Raw genomic sequence first — 20,657 nt, 5'->3', positions numbered from 1 at the left:
TATTCTTCTTGCATACTTTCCTCTCAAAACAGGAATATAAACATGAACGCAAAAAAACGTGAGCAATTTTTTTGTCTGATAGAAAAATTCCTTGTTATGCTTTTCCTATGAAATAAATTAGAAAAGGGGCATTCGACATGACAGAGACATTTGATGTAACGAATCCAGCCACCGGCGAATTGATCGAAAAAGTAGCAATTGATTCAGAAGAAGCAATCAACAAGAAAATAGAAAAAATTCATCAAGCCTTCCATTCTTGGTCCAGAACTTCTGCAACTGAACGCAGTAAGCTTCTCCGCGCTTGGCATGATAAGATGGTGGAAAACAAAGCAGAACTTGCTGCTTTGATGACAGCGGAAAACGGTAAGCCGCTCAAAGAATCTGAAGGCGAAGTATTATATGCAGCTGGCTATATTGAATGGTTTGCAGAAGAAGCAAAACGTGTATACGGCCGCACTATCCCTGCTTCCACCACCGATAAGCGAATGCTCGTAACTCGTGAAGCTGTCGGTCCAGTTGCAGCAATCACACCTTGGAACTTCCCGGCAGCTATGATTACAAGAAAGGCAGCTCCCGCACTAGCTGCAGGTTGCACATTCATAATCAAACCAGCACCCGATACACCACTGACAGCCATTCGCTTGGTTGAACTGGCGCATGAAGTCGGCATTCCAGAGGACGTCATTCAATATGTAAATGCTGATGGAGAAACAGTCGGAAAGATTTTCACCGAGCACCCTCATATCCGTAAGATTTCCTTTACCGGCTCTACCCCTGTCGGCAAGCTGCTTATGAAACAGAGCGCTGATAGTGTGAAGCATGTATCCATGGAGCTTGGCGGACATGCTCCGCTTATTGTTGATGAGTTCGCAGATATTGACCGCGCTGTGAAGCATGCTCTGGCATCAAAATTCCGGAACGCGGGACAAACATGTGTCTGTGCCAACAGACTGCTCGTCCATGAATCCATAAAAGATGAATTTACAACAGCATTCACTAAAGCAGTATCAGAAATGAAGGTAGGTCAAGGTACTGAAGAAGGTGTTGAAATCGGTCCTGTCATCAATAAGAAAGGCTTTGATAAAATCGTAGCTCAAATTGATGATGCAAAGTCCAAAGGCGCTAAAGTCCTTGCTGGCGGCACATATAATGCTGATGCCGATAAAGGCTACTTCTTCGTCAACCCGACTGTTCTTGATCAAGTAACGGATGACATGGACATCATGCACGAAGAAACATTTGGTCCAGTCGCTCCGATTACAACTTATACCGAAATTGATGAGGCAATCAGTTTGGCCAACGATACTCCATTTGGTCTGGCAGCTTACTTCTTCACAGAAAACTATCGCCGTGGTCTGTACATTGCCGAAAACCTGAAATATGGTATTGTTGGCTGGAATGACGGCGGCCCATCTGCCGTACAAGCTCCATTTGGCGGTATGAAGGAAAGCGGCGTCGGCCGTGAAGGCGGAATTGAAGGAATTGAGCCTTACTTGGAAACAAAATATATCTCTATTGGCATATAAGAAAAGGACCCGTCACTGACGGGTCTTTTTTATTCTATAAATATCTTTCAACAGTAGTTGCTTTGTTTGGCAACAACATTCCTCCATCACCATGCTGCAACACCGTACAATAGCCTACAACTAGGGAAGCTTTCTTTCCCTTAATAATCCCTACTGCTATCGAAAATGTTCATTCAGTGCTTCACTTAGTAAGAAATAAATCCTATGCTACTATGAAAATAGGCGATTAGAAAAATTAAACCTATGGGAGTTGGACTAATGGAAAATATCGAATTTCTAAACATAATATTACGTGATGGCACTTCACAATCAGAGGCCTTTGCTTTTTATGACCAGCTTGATATCGTCGAACCTGAAGAAATGATAGGCATGTGGAAAGGCGAAGAAATTGTAACTGGGCATCTCTTAGAGGGGCTTCTCACAGCATCTGGTTGGTATGGAAAAGAATTTATCGATGAAGAACACGTCCACCCTTTAGTTTTCAAAAAAAGTAATGGGGTTCTCTATACTATTAGTCCAAGTTTACTTCCTTTAAATCTTCTTTTGCAAAGTTTGCAAAACATACCGAAGCAAATCCTCTCTCCATCTATGACATTATTGCGACCTATCATAAACACGAATAAGAGTGCAGCAAGGTTACGAAAAGTAAATCATAGAGGAAAAATTACTTCAGCAATGATCTACGATAATAAAGGTATTATAGATATATTTAGAAAGATTGATGAAAATACTCTTTTAGGTATTATGGATATCAAAGAACAATCATCAGATAAGACTTTTTTCTTTATATTAAGAAAAGCATAAACAGATTACATTCATTTAGAAGATATTGCTATCATCACCTGCTGCACTTCTGAGATAGGAAAAACTCTCTCTAGCTTTCGAGTCATTCACGATGTTAAATAATCAATTAACCATAAAAAGATGGGGCTTCTCGTTAACTCGTGGAAGCCCCATCTTTCATTTTTTAAACTTGCGTTTTGTTCAAAGCTCTTCTTTATTATTCTACAAACACTTTTCCTGCCGCAGTTGCTTCCGTTTCATTACCGAATGCATCTGTTGCTTTCACAACAACATCTGCTCCATCAAGCTTTGCAGAAGATGTTGCTGTCCAGTAACCTACATACAGACCATCTTCTGTTTCCCGCATCGGCAGCTCTGTTGCTTGTGATGTTGTACGGAAATTCGTCAGCGGTGCTTTCAAGTAGAAGGTTGCATCTTCCAAACCAGGTTCTGATTCAAAGGAGATGACAACTGTTTCTCCAGGCTGCACTTGGGCATCCTGATCCGGTTTTACATTCTCCAGCTCAGGAGCTGTGTAGTCGGCTTCCAGCTCAATAACCTGCTTCGCTTTATTTCCTGCTTGGTCTGTTGCGACTACTTTAATCTCATTAACACCTTCATCCAATAGAATACGCTTGGAGAATGTTCCATCTTCTTTCACATCTGTTTTTGCCCCGTTGATTGTCAGCTTGTTTAAATAATCATCAGATGCAGTCCCTGTAACAGTCACCGTCTCCTTATTTGTCTTGCTGCCATCTTCTGGAGCTGTGATTGTTAACTCCGGCGCCGTTTGATCCCGGATGATTGTCACAGCTTCAGATGGTGCTGTGCTGCCATTTTCAAGCTTTGTGACAGCTGTCAGACTGTTTTCACCTTCTGTCAGCTCTACATCCGCTGCAAAGGCCCCTTCATCTGTTGCTTCAACTGACGCAGCAACCTCACCGTTATTGCTGATTTCTACTGTTCCTCCAGCTGCAGCTGTCCCTTCCACCGTCACACTGTCTTCTTTCGTGACTGTGTCTGGAGCAGGCGAGGTAATGACTGGTGCCTGTGCCTCATAGTCAACAAGCGCACGGATCATATAGTTCCCGTCTTCTTCTGGAACAGGGCTCCATTCTCCCCCTACATTCTGCCAGCTGCGTCCGGAGAATTCTCCGTCTTCATCTGTTGCCAATGCAGGCGTGTTAGGATTCGGATCTGTTTGGACATAAAGAATATAGAAATCAGAATCTACTACAACACCTTCTCCAGCCAAGTCGACCTGAGTCCACTCTCCATTTCGTAGTGCTTCCCCGGCAATCGGGCCGGCAAGTTTCTTACCTGGTGCACTGTCTTCTCCGGAAGCATCATAGATTTCTACTGCAAAGTTCGTTCCTCCTGGTGTAGGGAAGCTTTCATCCCAGAAACGGAACAAGCCGCCTGTCACCTGTGCAGAAGATTGTCCTTCCGCCAGCGTGAATTTCACTGCCCAGCCATTTCCGGCATCGTAAAAGGCATGTGCATTCTCGCCTGTTCCATCGTCATAGCCAATTTCTCCGGCAAATCCGATGAATGGCTCCAGCTCAACATTTTGTTCTGTCGCTTCATCCGCATTCACTGTTACTTCGAATTCTGTTCCTTTGAAGGATGGGGCTGTGATTTTAAGTGTGTACGTTCCTTCATAAGCAGTCAGCGTATAAGCGCCGCTATCATCGGTTTTTACTGGCTGTACCGCTGCATCCTCGACCACATATACGTTTGCTCCAGCTATTGGTTCACCTGTTTGCGCATTCGTCACAGTACCCGAAACCGTTCCTTCCGCAATAGGATCAAGCGTGAAGTTCTGTGTAACAGCAGATCCCTCTGTTACGGTAACTGGCGCCGTGCTGGAGTGGAATCCATATGCAGCAGCCTCAAGCGTTATATCACCTGCAGCCTGCAACAAGCGGTAACTGCCGTCTGCTGGGTCGGTCTGTACACTTCTACCTGTTTCCTGTACTGTCACTGTCGCATCAACCGGCAAAGCAGTTGGGCTGATGTCTGCTGGATCTGCTTGTCCATCCGGCAATGTTGGACCTTGTACATTTTGAATTGGTGTTGGAGCAAGCTTCTTCGCATCTACCTTTTTCTTGCTCTTTGCACTATCTTTCGTCTGCTTCGCGTCCTCTTTTACTTTCTTTGTGCCTTTCATAATAGAAGCAGAGGTGCTGGAAGAATCCGAAATGGCTACGTCATCGATATACCAGCCTTGTTTACTGATGCTGCCGTCTGTCTCCAAATGGAATCCGACATAAACTGTTTGACCGGCGAAGTCACCCAAATCAATTTGTTCAGCGCTCCAAGCGCCATTCGCGCCGTTGTACGAGCCTACCTGCTCCCAGTTTTCTTTGTCCGTCGATACGACCACATGGCCATAATCATAACGGCTTTCCAAGTCAAACCATGTCTGGAACTGCAAGTACGCTTCTCCATCCTCTGGTACTGCTACCGGCGGTGCTAGCAAAGTTGCATCGGCATTGTTAGGATAAGCACCTGTTCCGTATACATTCTCACCAGAAGCTGCTGCTTCAGGGCCTGCAGCTGGAGCACCCCACTCCCAGGAGTTCTGATCGCCAAATGACGTCCAGCCTGCTGGTTCCTCTTCGAAGTCCTGGCTATATCCAACTGAAAGCGGCGCAATGAGCTCCACTTCGAACGCATCCGTCTCTGTTGTATTACCGCCAAAGTCTGTCACGACGAATTTATATACGAGTGTTTCACCTGTTGTCGCTTCAGCTGGCAGCACTGCTTGATACGTACCGCTTGCTGCGTTTCCTTCTACAAGCGCAGCATCAACTGATTGCCATTCTCCTTCATCTTTTTTGTATTGAAGCGTTACTGTATCTGCGCTGATGTTATCCGTCACTTCTGCTGTGAGCTGAGTGGCAACACCTTGATACAATTCTGACACTGCTTCATGTGTAATTACAGCAGGTTCTTCGTCATCGCCATCCTGATAGACGTTACCATTGATTTCGCCAACACCAGTTGCGATCGTGGATACTGCCAAATAAGCATTCACAATACCATGACCGAACCCTTCATTGATTTCATCCGGATAATCGCTGCTCGTTTGACGATCAGCTGTATCGTACAATATCGTCTCGATCTCATCGACTGTTAACGAACTATCCGCCTGCAGAAGTAAGGCAATAACACCGCTTATATGCGGAGCTGCCATCGATGTGCCGCTGAATGCTGCACTATAATCACTGCCGCTTACCGCAGAATAGACATTCACTCCCGGAGCCGCAATATCCGGCTTGATTTCTCCATCATATGGAGAAGGACCGCGAGATGAGAAGCTTGCCAATCCATCTTGACTATCCGTTGCTGCTACAGAGATTGATTCTGGGTAGTTGGAAGGTGCTGATACTGTCGCATCTCCATCTCCATCATTACCAGCAGAGAACACTGGCACGATACCGGCATTTCGCCAAGTTTGGACAACTTCCCGATACCATTCATCCAGACCTGGACCGCCGCCCCAAGAGTTATTGACGATATCTGGCGCTTGCTCTGGATGAGGGTTGCCTTCTTCATCCTTTGGTGCAAGCATCCATTCAGCAGCATCAAGCAAGATGGCATCCGTTGTCTGCCCAAGTCCAGTATCAGGATGGAAAGCTTTTACCGCAATCCATTTCGCACCTGGCGCAACCCCAATATCCTGAGAGCCATCGGGTTCTGCACCGACAGCTGTACCGATTGTATGTGTACCATGATCCAAGTCATCATACGGTACTGCTTCCCCGTCGACTGCATCATACCAGTTGAATTCATGGGAAACATTATCCGGATCAGCTGGATTATAGCCGCGGTATTTTTCAAGTAACGCAGGATGGTCATACTGTACACCAGTATCCAGCCCACCGATGACGACACCAGTACCATCCAAGCCGGTTTCCTGCCATACCGCAGGTGCCCCGACTCTTTCTACGCCCCATGCTTCGACTTCCTCAGCCAAAGCGGCAACCTGCTTTTCTTCTGCCTTTGCAGGCTCGAGAATTTTACGCTCTCTGTTTGGTAAGATTTTCTCTACTTCCTCAGAAGCAGCTATCTCATCCATCACTTCTTTGGAGCTGGTTACCTTCAATGCATTGACGATATAGTAAGAGTCATAATCCTTAACAACCCCTTTGTCCTTTGCCTGCTTCAAGTAATCAAGCAAATTCGCTTGAGAAGCATCTGCCGTTACCCGCAAATCGCTGACAACAGCTGAATTTTGAATGCGCTTCTCTTCCTTAGCTGACAAACTGGCTGACTGCTTCTTCGCCTTCTCGACTGCAGTCTCTGCAGCCTTCTTCGTATCCGCTTGTTCCTTCAGCTTAACCAGATACGTCACCTGCCCATCCGCTTTGAACTGTGACGTAACATCCTTGTCCACCTTCGCTGCTACACCCTCACTCGCTTTTACAGAAGTTCGCTCAGAAGACTGTGCTCGTGAAGCTGTAGGAGAAAGCAATGACAAGAGAAATACACCGACCGCCAGAATACTGAGCCATTTTGCCATACGTTTCTGCATCTTCTCATTCTCCTTTTTCATGATATGGTCTTGCCCGGTAACCTCCTCCACCTCAGCCTTCTAAAATGACAGATTATGTAATATCGCTCAGATGTTATAGATAGATTACGAGATTATGTCGGTTACGGGAAGAGCGTCGGGAGAAATGAGGAGCATATGCATAGATACGGGAATCTCCTGCATGATTATAGTAATAATTTTCTGTTAATTTAGTGTAATGATTGTTTAAAAGCTGCGAAAAATTACTTTTGTCTTCCAGCAAAAGTCCTTAGTCATAGGGAAAGGACATTGCTTATTTGTATAATTAATTCCCTGAATCTGTGCATCTGCTGTCAGTTTGCTCAACTAGACTTTACCTCCCTTGCCTTAAAGATTAAATTTATGGGAATATTGGCATGTAGAAAACCTCTGTATTCATGGCTAGATGGTTTTTATCCAATCACTGCATTTCCTCACCCTATATACCTGTAAAATATATCCATTCCCGAACAAAACAGGCTAAAGGTCCTGACGATTAATAACTCAACTGAATAAAAAAATGCTTAGAGTCTTTAGTGACTCTAAGCATTCCTTTTACTGCCATTAACCTAAATCGACATTATGATAAACCTGCTGCACATCTTCCAGATCTTCAAGAGCATCGACAAGTTTCTCGAATTGCTCCTGTGCCTCTGCATCAAGGGTGATGTCATTCTGTGCCAGCATAGAAAGCTCAGCTACAGTGAACTCTTCGATTCCAGCTTGCTTAAGAGCTTCCTGTACAACGTGGAACTGATCAGGCTCTGCATAAACGATGACCGCATCGTCTTCTTCGATGATGTCACGTGCATCGACATCAGCCTCCATCAGAATCTCCAATACGTCATCTGAGGACTTGCCTTCGATACCGACGACTGCTGTCGCATCAAACATATACGCAACAGATCCGCTGACACCCATGTTTCCACCATTTTTACTAAATGCAGCACGAACCTCAGGAGCTGTACGGTTCACATTGTTTGTCAATGCATCAACAATAATCATAGAGCCGCTCGGCCCGAAACCTTCGTAGCGCATTTCGTCGTAGTTCTCTTCGCCGCCGCCTTTAGCTTTCTCGATTGCACGATCGATGATTGCTTTCGGTACGTTATACGTCTTCGCACGCTCCAAGACAAACTTCAATGCCTGATTGGCTTCCGGATCCGGCTCGCCTTGTTTGGCAACTACATAGATCTCCCGGCCGAACTTCGCGTAAATCCGGCTAGTATTGGCATCCTTTGAAGCTTTCTTCTCTTTGATATTGTTCCATTTACGTCCCATTAGTGAACACTCTCTTTCAATCTATTTTAAAACTGTGTGTGAAATAATGATTGCTACTATCATTATAACGCATAAAGCTGCTTTCTTAAACTGGGGTACTTGAGGTGGTGATTGGTATTAGAGTCCTCTATAAAGTAAATGCATGAACCCTTATAAGGATTCATGCTCTTTACTGAACTGCTCATATGCTGTTTCGAATGCTTGAAAGCTAGCTGGACCAAGTTTTGCTTTATCCCGGTCAAATAGCCTCTCAAAGACAATGTCATAAACTTCTGCTGCACTGCATTTCCTGAAGCTTGCAACAAGCTCTAGATAAGATAGAAAATATGCAGTGCTTAACTTACCACCTTTATTCAGAATCATAGATTAGCCTCCTCCTCAATTGCATGACGTCACGCCACTTCTTTGTCTATTATAAGTATATAACAATTGCCTTATATAATAAAATGCTTATATACTAGTTTCAGAAGGAGGAATTTTGATGACGGTAACAGCTGCTTTATCGACTGAAAAGCTTACAGAGACTTTAAAGATCCTTTATGATCCAACACGTCTTTTGCTAATGAAATTACTGACGGAAAAAGAGTACTGTGTCTGTGAACTGGTAGGCATGTTTGAAGTCAGCCAGCCGGCAATCAGCCAGCACTTGCGTAAATATAAAAAAGCAGGTCTTGTTTACGAAGAAAGGCGCGGACAATGGCGCTATTATCGTTTCAACGAGACTTGTGAACAGCGTGCCTTGGTAGAGCAAATTCTCAGTCAACTGGACGAGAATGACGAGCAGCTTGTAAAGTTGCGGACCAAAGCAGAAGCAATCACTTGTTAAGTAAGGAGTTTTTATACACATGTTAACAACTGTTCTAGCCTGCACTATCTTTCTTATCACACTTATTTTTATCATCTGGCAGCCTAAGAATCTCAATATCGGCTGGACAGCCTGTGGCGGAGCTATACTAGCCTTATTGGCAGGTGTAGTTGATTTTACGGATGTATGGGAAGTGACAGCAATTGTCTGGAATGCCACCTTGGCGTTTGTGGCAATCATATTAATATCACTCATTCTGGACAGGATTGGATTTTTTGAATGGGCTGCTTTACATATGGCCGCTGCTGCCAAAGGTAATGGTGTAAAGATGTTCATTTACGTCTGTCTGCTTGGCGCGGTCGTTTCTGCCTTTTTCGCAAACGATGGAGCGGCTCTGATTCTGACACCCATTGTTCTGGCAATGGTTCGGGCACTGCGCCTTGACGAAGCACTCGTCTTTCCATTTATTATCGCGAGCGGGTTCATTGCCGATACGACATCCTTGCCGCTTGTTGTAAGTAATCTTGTGAATATCGTTTCTGCCGATTTCTTTGATATAACGTTTCTAGAATATGCATCTCGAATGATCGTACCTAACTTTATTTCGCTTGCAGCAAGTATATTGGTGTTATATTTATTTTTCCGTAAACGAATACCTGCAACCTATGATACTGCAGCTGTGAAAGTACCAATGACTGCAATTAAAGATAAGAAATTGTTTAAACTATCTTGGTATGTGTTAGCGTTGTTGGTAGTCGGTTACTTGGTTTGCGAGTTCTTACATATCCCTGTCTCTTTTGTAGCCATCAGTATTGCTTTTATTTTCTTGGCTTTTGCTCGGCGCAGTCCAGCAGTCGAAACTAAAGCTGTTGTGAAAGATGCACCGTGGAATATCGTTTTCTTCTCTATCGGTATGTATGTGGTTGTCTACGGATTGCGTAATGTAGGTTTGACTGACATACTTGCTGATAGCATTCAGTATGTTGCCGATCAAGGCATGTTCATTGGAACCTTGGGCATGGGCTTTATCGCAGCCATCCTGTCATCAGTTATGAATAATTTGCCGACAGTCTTGATTGACGCGATTGCCATTTCCCAGACATCCACTTCCGGCGCGATACGGGAAGCCCTTATATATGCAAATGTGATTGGATCCGATCTTGGTCCGAAAATCACACCGATTGGATCATTAGCGACTCTTTTATGGCTTCATGTACTGTCACAAAAGGGCATGCGTATCACGTGGGGTACTTATTTCAAGTCAGGAATCATCCTGACTATACCAACGCTGTTACTGACACTTACAGGATTATATGTTTGGCTCATTATCATCCATTAAAGGAGAGATACTATGAAAATTCGTATAATAGGATCCGTCGCAGCCGGAACGTCTGTTGCTGCCAAAGCACGCCGAAACAACGAAGAAGCTGATATTCGCATTTATGACAGAGATTATGATATATCCTACAGCGTCTGCGGCATCCCTTACTTTGTCGGTGATGAAGTCGAGGATCTGGAGACACTAAATCCGCGCAATCCAGCATGGTTCAAGAAACGCTATAATGTCTCGATTCAGACCAGACACGAAGTAATTGATATAGATCATGCTGCTAAAACCTTAACTATAAAAAATTTGGATACAGAAGAAACAATGACGGACACGTATGATGTTCTTGTCTTCGCTACTGGCGCTAGTCCAATAACACCTGATATAGAAGGCACAAAGCTGGAGCATGTCTTTCACGTTCGTACGATTCAGCATGCAGGTGCAATCGACCAGTTCATCGAATCTAGCGTGCCAAAGAAAGCTACCATCATTGGTGCCGGTTATATTGGATTGGAAATGGCTGAACAACTGACTCATCTAGGAATTGAAGTAACAATTATTCAGCGCAGCAACCAGGTGATGAAACATCTGGATAAAGATATAGCTGATCATGTGGCCGATACTTTGGAAGCGCATGGTGTAAAATTGCTGCTCGGACAAGAAGCTATCCGTATTACCAATACAGAGGTTATTACTTCCAGCGGAGATACCATTGCATCTGATATAGTTTTCCTGGCTGTTGGTGTTCAGCCGAATACAGCTTTAGCTGAAAAGATTGGCGTCAAAATTGGAGAAACCGGAGCAATTGCAGTAAACGAAAAAATGCAAACCAATTTGCCGGATGTATATGCAGTCGGTGATGTGGCAGAGAGCTTCTCAGTTATTACAGGTAAACCGCTCTATCGACCGCTCGGTTCCACTGCTAACAAGATGGGGCGCATAGCAGGTGATGTCATTACCGGTGGCACTTCTGCTCACCGAGGTATTCTTGGCACCGGTATTGTCCGTATATTCGAATTAGCTGTTGGGCAGACCGGTATGAATGAACAAGAGGCTCTTGCGCATGGATATGATATCGAGACGCTGCATAATATCAAACCTGCTCGCGCTGCTTATCTTGGTGGCAAGGAGATTACCATAAAAGCAACTGCTGACCGAGCAACCGGTCTTCTTCTTGGTGTTCAAGCAGTCGGTGAAGAAGGCGTGGACAAGCGCATCGACGTATTTGTAACAGCTATGACCTTTGGAGCCAAGGCAGAGGACCTGTTCCATCTCGATTTAGCATATGCTCCCCCATTCAGCACAACAAAGGATCCAGTCATGTATACAGGTATGGCACTGGATAATGCAATCAAGAAGCATAATAAGCTGCTTACGCCAAAAGAACTGCAGCATCGGCTAAGCCAAGGTGAATCTTTTCAGATCATTGATACACGCGCGCGGTCCCAATATGAAACATCCCACGTGCCAGAAGCTCATAGCATTCCTTTAGCAGAGCTCAGGGAGAAAGCAAAAGAACTTGATCCGAAAAAGCCGACCCTTTGCTACTGCAACAGTGGTGTCACAGGTAATGCTGCACAAAATATTTTGCGTAACATGGGATTTGAAGAAGTATACAATCTATCTGGCGGGAATAAGAATTATCAGAAGTACAGGTCATGAGAAAAGCCGCATACGTTTGTATGCGGCTTTTTGTTACAATGATTCTGTGATTGAACTTTTGTGTATCAGGTACACTAAATTATGTTCACATCAGTTATTCGTTAGTACTAATGTTCCAAATGACTATTTCTTTGTTTAATATCGTAAAAATAATATGAAACAAGCTGGAAACGGCGAAAGGATTAATTCAAATGGAAGATTTAATACAGCAAATAAAAAAGAGATTTAAACAACATGACCAGAATAAACCATTTCTCATCGCCTTAGATGGTTTAAGCGGCTCAGGGAAAACGACATTGGTGCATCAGCTTAAAAGCAATTTTGATGACACTGTCGTCATACATATTGACGACCACGTGGTGGAAAATGCCAAGCGATATAATACAGGTCATGAGGAATGGTTTGAGTATTACCATTTGCAGTGGGATACGATTTACTTGAGAGATAACTTATTTAAAAAGCTAAATAACAATCACTCTGATATTCAATTGATGTTTTATGAAAGAGAAAAAGATACATTTAAAAATAAGTCCATAGAGTTTACTAGTAAGAGTATAGTAATTGTTGAAGGCATCTTCCTACTAAGAAAAGAATGGAAGGATTTCTATGATTATATCATTTTCCTGGATTGTCCTCAGGAAATAAGGCACGAGCGCGCACTTGATCGCGATGCTTACATAGGAAGTTTTGAAGAGAGATTAAGAAAGTATAAAGAAAGATATTGGATTGCAGAGGATTATTACATGGATACTGAAAATCCTATGAAAAAAGCACACTATATTCTGCGATATAAAGATATAAAGATATAAAGATATAAAGATATAAAGATATAAAGATATAAAGATATAAAGATATAAAACAGTATAAGCCTAAACACTAAAAAACCGAGTGCTCTTTAAACTATTTAAATTATAATCAATAAAATAATAAATCTGAAGTAATTGAGGGTGAGTATATGGATTTCCCCGATTTAGAAACAGACCGATTATACTTAATTCAACTATCCGAACCACATGTCGAGGATTTTTTCGATATCCTTTCGCGTGATGATGTAACTAAATACTATGGAACGGACCCACTCAATAGTCGTGATGAAGCCCTAGAAATCATCCATATGTTTCAAGAAGCATACGATAAACAGATTGGTATAATGTGGAGCATCATGTTGAAGGAGAGCAATAAATTCATAGGTAGTGGTGGGATCAGCAATATCTTTCTTAAAGGTAAGAGAGCAGATATAGGTTTTGATTTGCACCCTGATTATTGGGGAAGTGGTTATGCAATGGAAGCCTGTAGAGAAATCTTAAATTATTCCTTTGGTAATTTGGAATTGTATAGGATTGGAGCTCAAGTCTATCCTAATAATCATGGATCAAGAAAATTATTAAAACGACTCGGTTTCTCTGAAGAAGGATTATTACGTAGTTACTTTTATCAAAGAAATCAATTTCATGATGCACTTACTTTGTCTTTGTTAAAAGATGATTGGGCTTGATTAAAAGTTGGGCGGTCAACTGGACGGACGTCTAAATAAATACTCTCCTTCAAAAATTAAAGGAAAGCATAAAAAAGCTCTAGAAACATCACATTTCTAGGGCTTTCTCTATAAGCTTGGGTAGTGGACTTGAACGGTTTCCCCCCAACCTTACCATGGTTCATATCCTATGCGGCAGTATAGGGTGGATGGTGTTATATCGGGCTATATATAGCAATAAGTACGCTAGTTTGAAGAAGGTATTGAAATTACTGGTCGGTTTGGTCAGCTGATGGCTAAAGTTGATTGATTAATCTCCCTTTTCAGATCAAGGTTTTTTACTTAATTACCAAGAGGGCTTCTGCAAACACCTAAGTCTTCACCACGACTGTTCAATTCTTTTTTTAAGTTAACTAACAGTGAACCCGCATAAATTGTATCTAGTAAGTTCTTCATTTCCTCTAACTCTTCTCCACGATGATTCTGTCCCTTTAGTAATACTTCAAACCAATTTCTAATTCCTTCAGGATCCAAATTACCCGCTATAGAAGATAAACGATTAAAACCATGATGTGCTATCTTATCTTCTAATCCTTGTTCTCCTCCAGCATAAATGTAATACTGTTTGTCACTTTCTATGTTTATTTTTTCGATTTTACTTTTCTCCCCAGCTTCTTTAATCCCAATAATATTCTTTAAATTTAATAATTTATTTATGGTATCGACTTCTAAATCAAAACCGGTTCTCGCAGGATTGTTATATAAGATTGCCTGTTTTTTTGAAGATGATAATATTTTCTCAGTATATCTAATAGCTTCTTCTTGAGAAGGTTTTATATACGGCGGGTATCCTATCAATATTGCTGCTATATTTGTTTTACTTATATGCTTAGCAAGTTCTTCTGCTTCCTTTTGTCTTATAGAAGCTACTCCAAAAATGATTTCCATATTATTAACTAACTCTTGCTCTTTTCCTATAGCTTCCAACAAAATTAACTTTTCACCTAGACTCAAGCTGTGCTGTTCACCTGTAGATCCACAAACTAATACAGAACGGACACCCTTTTGATATAAATGCTTTATATGATTGATTGTCCCTTCAACATTTAAACTTTCATCACTATAAAAAGCTGTTGGTACAGCTATATGATAATCTTCCTTTAACATACATATCTCTCTCCTTTTTTCATTAAACAAATGAATTTTATATCATATATATTATTGCAATTGACTTTTTGAATCTTACAATAGAAGCTGTTGATAACTTGACGAAGCATTATTTGAAGGGTTAACTGGAAGTTATGAAATTTGTTAAAGATTATCTTATACTCATTTGGTTCAAAAGAATAAGTGAGATCTGTCATGAAGAAAGAGAGTGGACTTAGACTATTGATACAGAAATCATTTTTTACGATTGTACAAATAGCACAAATTTAATTTTTTACTCTTACTAATAATAAATAAGTAATTGCGGTTAGATACAGGGATTATAACACGCATTTTTCGACCTCCACGCACACAAATCTTGAGTTTGATCAATTGCAAGTTCCATAGCTCTACAATAACTATAAAGGAGCATAAGAAAAACCCCAGAAACTCAGTGTCTCTGGGGTTTTTCTTATAAGCTTCCTAGCGGACTTGAACCGCTGACCCCCACCTTACCATGGTGGTGCTCTACCGACTGAGCTAAGGAAGCAGTGGCTCCACAGGCAGGATTCGAACCTGCGACCGATCGGTTAACAGCCGATAGCTCTACCACTGAGCTACTGTGGAACAATAATAAATATGTATACAAAAAAGAACTGCCTGGCAGTGTCCTACTCTCACGGGGCGAACCCAACTACCATCGGCGCTGAAGAGCTTAACTACTGTGTTCGGCATGGGAACAGGTGTGACCTCTTCGCTATTACCACCAGACAATTCAAGAATTCAATTGAATGAACCCTCAAAACTAGATAAGAAACATGTCCTGCCAGACATCTCATGCGGCCAAGCACCGGAGTGCTTGGACTTTGGCGTTGACTTAAGTTTAGTTAAGTCCTCGATCGATTAGTATTCGTCAGCTGCACGTGTCACCACGCTTCCACCTCGAACCTATCTACCTCATCGTCTCTGAGGGATCTTACTCATTTAAAATGATGAGAAGTCTCATCTTGAGGGGGGCTTCATGCTTAGATGCTTTCAGCACTTATCCCTTCCGCACGTAGCTACCCAGCTATGCTCCTGGCGGAACAACTGGTGCACCAGCGGTGCGTCCATCCCGGTCCTCTCGTACTAAGGACAGCTCCTCTCAAACTTCTAACGCCCACGACGGATAGGGACCGAACTGTCTCACGACGTTCTGAACCCAGCTCGCGTACCGCTTTAATGGGCGAACAGCCCAACCCTTGGGACCGACTACAGCCCCAGGATGCGATGAGCCGACATCGAGGTGCCAAACCTCCCCGTCGATGTGGACTCTTGGGGGAGATAAGCCTGTTATCCCCGGGGTAGCTTTTATCCGTTGAGCGACGGCCCTTCCATACGGCACCGCCGGATCACTAAGCCCGACTTTCGTCCCTGCTCGACTTGTAGGTCTCGCAGTCAAGCTCCCTTCTGCCTTTGCACGCTACGAATGATTTCCAACCATTCTGAGGGAACCTTTGGGCGCCTCCGTTACTCTTTGGGAGGCGACCGCCCCAGTCAAACTGCCCACCTGACACTGTCTCCGAACCGGATAACGGTTCTGGGTTAGAATGTCAATACAGCCAGGGTGGTATCCCACGGATGCCTCCACCGAAGCTAGCGCTCCGGCTTCTAAGGCTCCCACCTATCCTGTACAAGCTGTACCAACATTCCATATCAGGCTACAGTAAAGCTCCACGGGGTCTTTCCGTCCTGTCGCGGGTAATGCGCATCTTCACGCATAGTATAATTTCACCGGGTCTCTCGTTGAGACAGTGCCCAAGTCGTTGCACCTTTCGTGCGGGTCGGAACTTACCCGACAAGGAATTTCGCTACCTTAGGACCGTTATAGTTACGGCCGCCGTTTACTGGGGCTTCGGTTCACAGCTTCGGGACGAAGTCCCTAACCATTCCCCTTAACCTTCCAGCACCGGGCAGGTGTCAGCCCCTATACTTCGCCTTACGGCTTTGCAGAGACCTGTGTTTTTGCTAAACAGTCGCTTGGGCCTTTTCACTGCGGCTTCTCCTTAAAAGAAGCACCCCTTCTCCCGAAGTTACGGGGTCATTTTGCCGAGTTCCTTAACGAGAGTTCTCCCGATCATCTTCGGTTACTCACCGTGCCTACCTGTGTCGGTTTGCGGTACGGGCACCTATTTCCTCACTAGAGGCTTTTCTTGGCAGTGTGAAATCAGGAACTTCGGTACTAAATTTCCCTCCCCATAACCGCCTGGAATTAGTGTTGAGTGGATTTGCCTGCTCAACTTCCTCACGGCTTGGACGCGCATAACCAGCAGCGCGCTTTCCTTATCCTCCTGCGTCCCCCCATCGTTCAAGCGGATTTAGGTGGTACAGGAATATCAACCTGTTGTCCATCGCCTACGCCTTTCGGCCTCGGCTTAGGCCCCGACTAACCCTGAGCGGACGAGCCTTCCTCAGGAAACCTTGGGCTTTCGATGAAAGAGATTCTCACTCTTTTTTCGCTACTCATACCGGCATTCTCACTTCTAAGCGCTCCAGCCGTCCTCACGATCGACCTTCACTGCCCTTAGAACGCTCTCCTACCACTGACATCGTAGATGTCAATCCGCAGCTTCGGTGGTGTGTTTAGCCCCGGTATATTTTCGGCGCAGCGTCACTCGACCAGTGAGCTATTACGCACTCTTTCAATGATGGCTGCTTCTAAGCCAACATCCTGGTTGTCTAAGCAACGCCACATCCTTTTCCACTTAACACACACTTTGGGACCTTAGCTGGCGGTCTGGGCTGTTTCCCTTTCGACCATGAACCTTATCACCCATGGTCTGACTCCCAAAGTAGATTGATTGGCATTCGGAGTTTGACTGAATTCGGTAACCCGATGAGGGCCCCTAGTCCAATCAGTGCTCTACCTCCAACCATCATCCTTTGAGGCTAGCCCTAAAGCTATTTCGGAGAGAACCAGCTATCTCCGTGTTCGATTGGCATTTCACCCCTACCCACACCTCATCCCCGCACTTTTCAACGTGCGTGGGTTCGGGCCTCCAGTCAGTGTTACCTGACCTTCACCCTGGACATGGGTAGATCACACGGTTTCGGGTCTACGACCACCTACTATATCGCCCTATTCAGACTCGCTTTCGCTGCGGCTCCGTCTATACAACTTAACCTTGCAGGGGATCGTAACTCGCCGGTCCATTCTACAAAAGGTACGCCGTCACCCATTAACGGGCTTCGACTACTTGTAGGCACACGGTTTCAGGATCTATTTCACTCCCCTTCCGGGGTGCTTTTCACCTTTCCCTCACGGTACTGGTTCACTATCGGTCACTAGGGAGTATTTAGCCTTGGGAGATGGTCCTCCCGGATTCCGACGGAATTTCACGTGTTCCGCCGTACTCAGGATACACTCCGGAGGAAACCACATTTCAAGTACAGGGCTCTTACCTTCTATGGCGGGCCATTCCAAGCCGCTTCGTCTATATGGTTTCTTTGTAACTCCAAAGGAGTGTCCTACAACCCCAGAAGGCAAGCCTTCTGGTTTGGGCTAATTCCGTTTCGCTCGCCGCTACTCAGGAAATCGCATTTGCTTTCTCTTCCTCCGGGTAATGAGATGTTTCAGTTCCCCGGGTCTGCCTCGTATTACCTATGTATTCAGTAATACGTACTATCCAATAACGGATAGCGGGTTCCCCCATTCGGAAATCTTCGGATCAAAGCTTACTTACAGCTCCCCGAAGCATATCGGTGTTAGTCCCGTCCTTCATCGGCTCCTAGTGCCAAGGCATCCACCGTGCGCCCTTCTTCACTTAACTAATAACGCATGATAAATCTATAAATCGCGACAATAAATTGTCGGCTTTAAAGTTTGATGTTTTGGCATTGTTGTTTCTTATCTAGTTTTCAAGGTTCACAAGAGAGATTGATCTCTCAAAACTGAACAAACAACCAATCACGATGTCTACTACGAAGTAGTAGTTCCAATTATCCTTAGAAAGGAGGTGATCCAGCCGCACCTTCCGATACGGCTACCTTGTTACGACTTCACCCCAATCATTGATCCCACCTTCGGCGGCTGGCTCCTAAAAGGTTACCTCACCGACTTCGGGTGTTACCAACTCTCGTGGTGTGACGGGCGGTGTGTACAAGGCCCGGGAACGTATTCACCGCGGCATGCTGATCCGCGATTACTAGCGATTCCGGCTTCATGCAGGCGAGTTGCAGCCTGCAATCCGAACTGAGAATGGTTTTATGGGATTTGCTTAGCCTCGCGACTTTGCTGCCCTTTGTACCATCCATTGTAGCACGTGTGTAGCCCAGGTCATAAGGGGCATGATGATTTGACGTCATCCCCACCTTCCTCCGGTTTGTCACCGGCAGTCACTCTAGAGTGCCCAACTTAATGCTGGCAACTAGAATCAAGGGTTGCGCTCGTTGCGGGACTTAACCCAACATCTCACGACACGAGCTGACGACAACCATGCACCACCTGTCACGCTGTCCCCGAAGGGAACGTCTTGTCTCCAAGATTGTCAGCGGATGTCAAGACCTGGTAAGGTTCTTCGCGTTGCTTCGAATTAAACCACATGCTCCACCGCTTGTGCGGGCCCCCGTCAATTCTTTTGAGTTTCAGCCTTGCGGCCGTACTCCCCAGGCGGAGTGCTTAATGCGTTAACTTCAGCACTAAGGGGCGGAAACCCCCTAACACCTAGCACTCATCGTTTACGGCGTGGACTACCAGGGTATCTAATCCTGTTTGCTCCCCACGCTTTCGCTCCTCAGCGTCAGTTACAGACCAGAGAGTCGCCTTCGCCACTGGTGTTCCTCCACATATCTACGCATTTCACCGCTACACGTGGAATTCCACTCTCCTCTTCTGCACTCAAGTTCCCCAGTTTCCAATGACCCTCCACAGTTGAGCTGTGGGCTTTCACATCAGACTTAAGAAACCGCCTACGAGCCCTTTACGCCCAATAATTCCGGACAACGCTTGCCCCCTACGTATTACCGCGGCTGCTGGCACGTAGTTAGCCGGGGCTTTCTGGTTAGGTACCGTCAAGGTACGAGCAGTTACTCTCGTACTTGTTCTTCCCTAACAACAGAGCTTTACGACCCGAAGGCCTTCATCGCTCACGCGGCGTTGCTCCGTCAGACTTTCGTCCATTGCGGAAGATTCCCTACTGCTGCCTCCCGTAGGAGTCTGGGCCGTGTCTCAGTCCCAGTGTGGCCGATCACCCTCTCAGGTCGGCTATGCATCGTCGCCTTGGTGGGCCATTACCCCACCAACTAGCTAATGCACCGCGGGCCCATCTGTAAGTGACAGCCGAAACCGTCTTTCCATTTCCAATCAGGAGAAAGGAAATACTATCCGGTATTAGCTCCGGTTTCCCGAAGTTATCCCAGTCTTACAGGCAGGTTGCCCACGTGTTACTCACCCGTCCGCCGCTCATTCCGCCAGAATCACCCCGAAGGGGTCATCTGGTTTCCTGCGCTCGACTTGCATGTATTAGGCACGCCGCCAGCGTTCGTCCTGAGCCAAGATCAAACTCTCCATGAAAGTTTTGATGCTTTTGCTCGTTAGAGCTGACGTTGATCTTACGATCTTGTCGTTTAATTCGTAATTGGTTGTTTTGTTCAGTTTTCAAAGATCAATTTCGTTCTGCCGCTCATTTGGCGACTAGAACATCATACCATGTTTCAACTTTCGTTGTCAACATGTTTTTTTCAGCGAAGCAATCGATGTTGATCGACACTGCTTCGAAAATAAAAGACTCCTTATCGGCACATAACAGTGCTGGAGTCCTTTACCTTGCCTGGCAACGTCCTACTCTCGCAGGGCGAACCCAACTACCATCGGCGCTGAAGAGCTTAACTACTGTGTTCGGCATGGGAACAGGTGTGACCTCTTCGCTATTACCACCAGACAATTCAAGAATTCAATTGAATGAACCCTCAAAACTAGATAAGAAACATGTCTTGCCAGACATCTCATGCGGCCAAGCACCGGAGTGCTTGGACTTTGGCGTTGACTTAAGTTTTAGTTAAGTCCTCGATCGATTAGTATTCGTCAGCTGCACGTGTCACCACGCTTCCACCTCGAA

The 20,657-nt window shown here is 44.8% G+C and carries 11 protein-coding genes, 2 tRNA genes and 4 rRNA genes; 7 read left to right on the top strand and 10 right to left on the bottom strand.

The features are described 5' to 3' along the window. The first annotated feature begins 137 nt into the window (after nucleotides 1–137). Together GZ22_RS00090 and GZ22_RS00085 are read left to right on the top strand one after the other, a co-directional pair. Complete coding sequence (locus GZ22_RS00090) at nucleotides 138–1,526, top strand: NAD-dependent succinate-semialdehyde dehydrogenase (protein WP_038557561.1); 1,389 nt, start codon at nucleotides 138–140, stop codon at nucleotides 1,524–1,526. A 258-nt stretch (nucleotides 1,527–1,784) separates the two neighbouring features. Beyond that, the gene (locus GZ22_RS00085) at nucleotides 1,785–2,330 is read left to right on the top strand and encodes a DUF4334 domain-containing protein (RefSeq protein ID WP_038557560.1); all 546 of its coding nucleotides are present in this window, start codon (nucleotides 1,785–1,787) and stop codon (nucleotides 2,328–2,330) included. A 196-nt stretch (nucleotides 2,331–2,526) separates the two neighbouring features. Here GZ22_RS00085 and GZ22_RS00080 read toward each other — a convergent pair whose 3' ends face one another. The 3 genes from GZ22_RS00080 to GZ22_RS00070 all read right to left on the bottom strand — a co-directional run bounded on the left by GZ22_RS00080 (nucleotide 2,527) and on the right by GZ22_RS00070 (nucleotide 8,511). Beyond that, nucleotides 2,527–6,849 carry a S8 family serine peptidase gene (locus GZ22_RS00080; protein WP_123921875.1) on the bottom strand — a complete coding sequence of 1,441 codons (4,323 nt, stop codon included), beginning with the start codon at nucleotides 6,847–6,849 and terminating at the stop codon, nucleotides 2,527–2,529. A 582-nt stretch (nucleotides 6,850–7,431) separates the two neighbouring features. Then, the gene (locus tag GZ22_RS00075) at nucleotides 7,432–8,148 is read right to left on the bottom strand and encodes a YebC/PmpR family DNA-binding transcriptional regulator (protein ID WP_038557556.1); all 717 of its coding nucleotides are present in this window, start codon (nucleotides 8,146–8,148) and stop codon (nucleotides 7,432–7,434) included. Nucleotides 8,149–8,298: 150 nt separating this feature from the next. Continuing rightward, entirely contained in the window at nucleotides 8,299–8,511 is a 213-nt protein-coding gene (locus GZ22_RS00070; protein WP_038557554.1) for a hypothetical protein, read from the bottom strand. A gap of 118 nt (nucleotides 8,512–8,629) precedes the next feature. On the opposite strand from GZ22_RS00070, the gene GZ22_RS00065 reads away from it, so the two are divergent. The 5 genes from GZ22_RS00065 to GZ22_RS00045 all read left to right on the top strand — a co-directional run bounded on the left by GZ22_RS00065 (nucleotide 8,630) and on the right by GZ22_RS00045 (nucleotide 13,437). Continuing rightward, on the top strand, nucleotides 8,630–8,974 hold the full coding sequence (locus GZ22_RS00065) for an ArsR/SmtB family transcription factor (protein WP_038557552.1): 345 nt from the start codon (nucleotides 8,630–8,632) through the stop codon (nucleotides 8,972–8,974). A gap of 19 nt (nucleotides 8,975–8,993) precedes the next feature. Continuing rightward, nucleotides 8,994–10,292 carry an arsenical efflux pump membrane protein ArsB gene (locus tag GZ22_RS00060; RefSeq protein ID WP_038557550.1) on the top strand — a complete coding sequence of 433 codons (1,299 nt, stop codon included), beginning with the start codon at nucleotides 8,994–8,996 and terminating at the stop codon, nucleotides 10,290–10,292. A 12-nt stretch (nucleotides 10,293–10,304) separates the two neighbouring features. Next, nucleotides 10,305–11,942 (top strand): FAD-dependent oxidoreductase, encoded by a 1,638-nt coding sequence (locus GZ22_RS00055; RefSeq protein WP_038557548.1) that lies wholly within the window; start codon nucleotides 10,305–10,307, stop codon nucleotides 11,940–11,942. Nucleotides 11,943–12,133: 191 nt separating this feature from the next. Next, on the top strand, nucleotides 12,134–12,751 hold the full coding sequence (locus GZ22_RS00050; protein WP_038557546.1) for a kinase: 618 nt from the start codon (nucleotides 12,134–12,136) through the stop codon (nucleotides 12,749–12,751). Nucleotides 12,752–12,897: 146 nt separating this feature from the next. Then, a complete protein-coding gene (locus tag GZ22_RS00045; protein ID WP_038557544.1) occupies nucleotides 12,898–13,437 on the top strand; it encodes a GNAT family N-acetyltransferase in 540 nt (179 codons plus the stop codon). Nucleotides 13,438–13,758: 321 nt separating this feature from the next. Here GZ22_RS00045 and GZ22_RS00040 read toward each other — a convergent pair whose 3' ends face one another. The 7 genes from GZ22_RS00040 to rrf (GZ22_RS00010) form a co-directional block, all read right to left on the bottom strand. After that, complete coding sequence (locus tag GZ22_RS00040) at nucleotides 13,759–14,583, bottom strand: dihydrodipicolinate synthase family protein (protein ID WP_038557541.1); 825 nt, start codon at nucleotides 14,581–14,583, stop codon at nucleotides 13,759–13,761. A 456-nt stretch (nucleotides 14,584–15,039) separates the two neighbouring features. After that, nucleotides 15,040–15,112, bottom strand: a tRNA-Thr gene (locus GZ22_RS00035). Nucleotides 15,113–15,114: 2 nt separating this feature from the next. Next, a tRNA-Asn gene (locus GZ22_RS00030) sits at nucleotides 15,115–15,189 on the bottom strand. A 31-nt stretch (nucleotides 15,190–15,220) separates the two neighbouring features. Continuing rightward, nucleotides 15,221–15,333, bottom strand: a 5S ribosomal RNA gene (gene rrf / locus GZ22_RS00025). 112 nt (nucleotides 15,334–15,445) lie between these two features. Continuing rightward, nucleotides 15,446–18,371, bottom strand: a 23S ribosomal RNA gene (locus tag GZ22_RS00020). A 179-nt stretch (nucleotides 18,372–18,550) separates the two neighbouring features. After that, a 16S ribosomal RNA gene (locus tag GZ22_RS00015) occupies nucleotides 18,551–20,113 on the bottom strand. Between the two features lie 254 nt (nucleotides 20,114–20,367). Then, nucleotides 20,368–20,480: ribosomal RNA gene (rrf, locus tag GZ22_RS00010) — 5S ribosomal RNA — on the bottom strand. The 16S, 23S and 5S rRNA genes sit together here with 2 tRNA genes alongside, the layout of an rRNA operon. Nucleotides 20,481–20,657 lie beyond the last annotated feature (177 nt).

It is taken from the genome of Terribacillus saccharophilus (genome assembly GCF_000725365.1).
Lineage (GTDB): Bacteria > Bacillota > Bacilli > Bacillales > Amphibacillaceae > Terribacillus > Terribacillus saccharophilus.
This window is presented reverse-complemented; position numbering and strand designations above follow the sequence as displayed.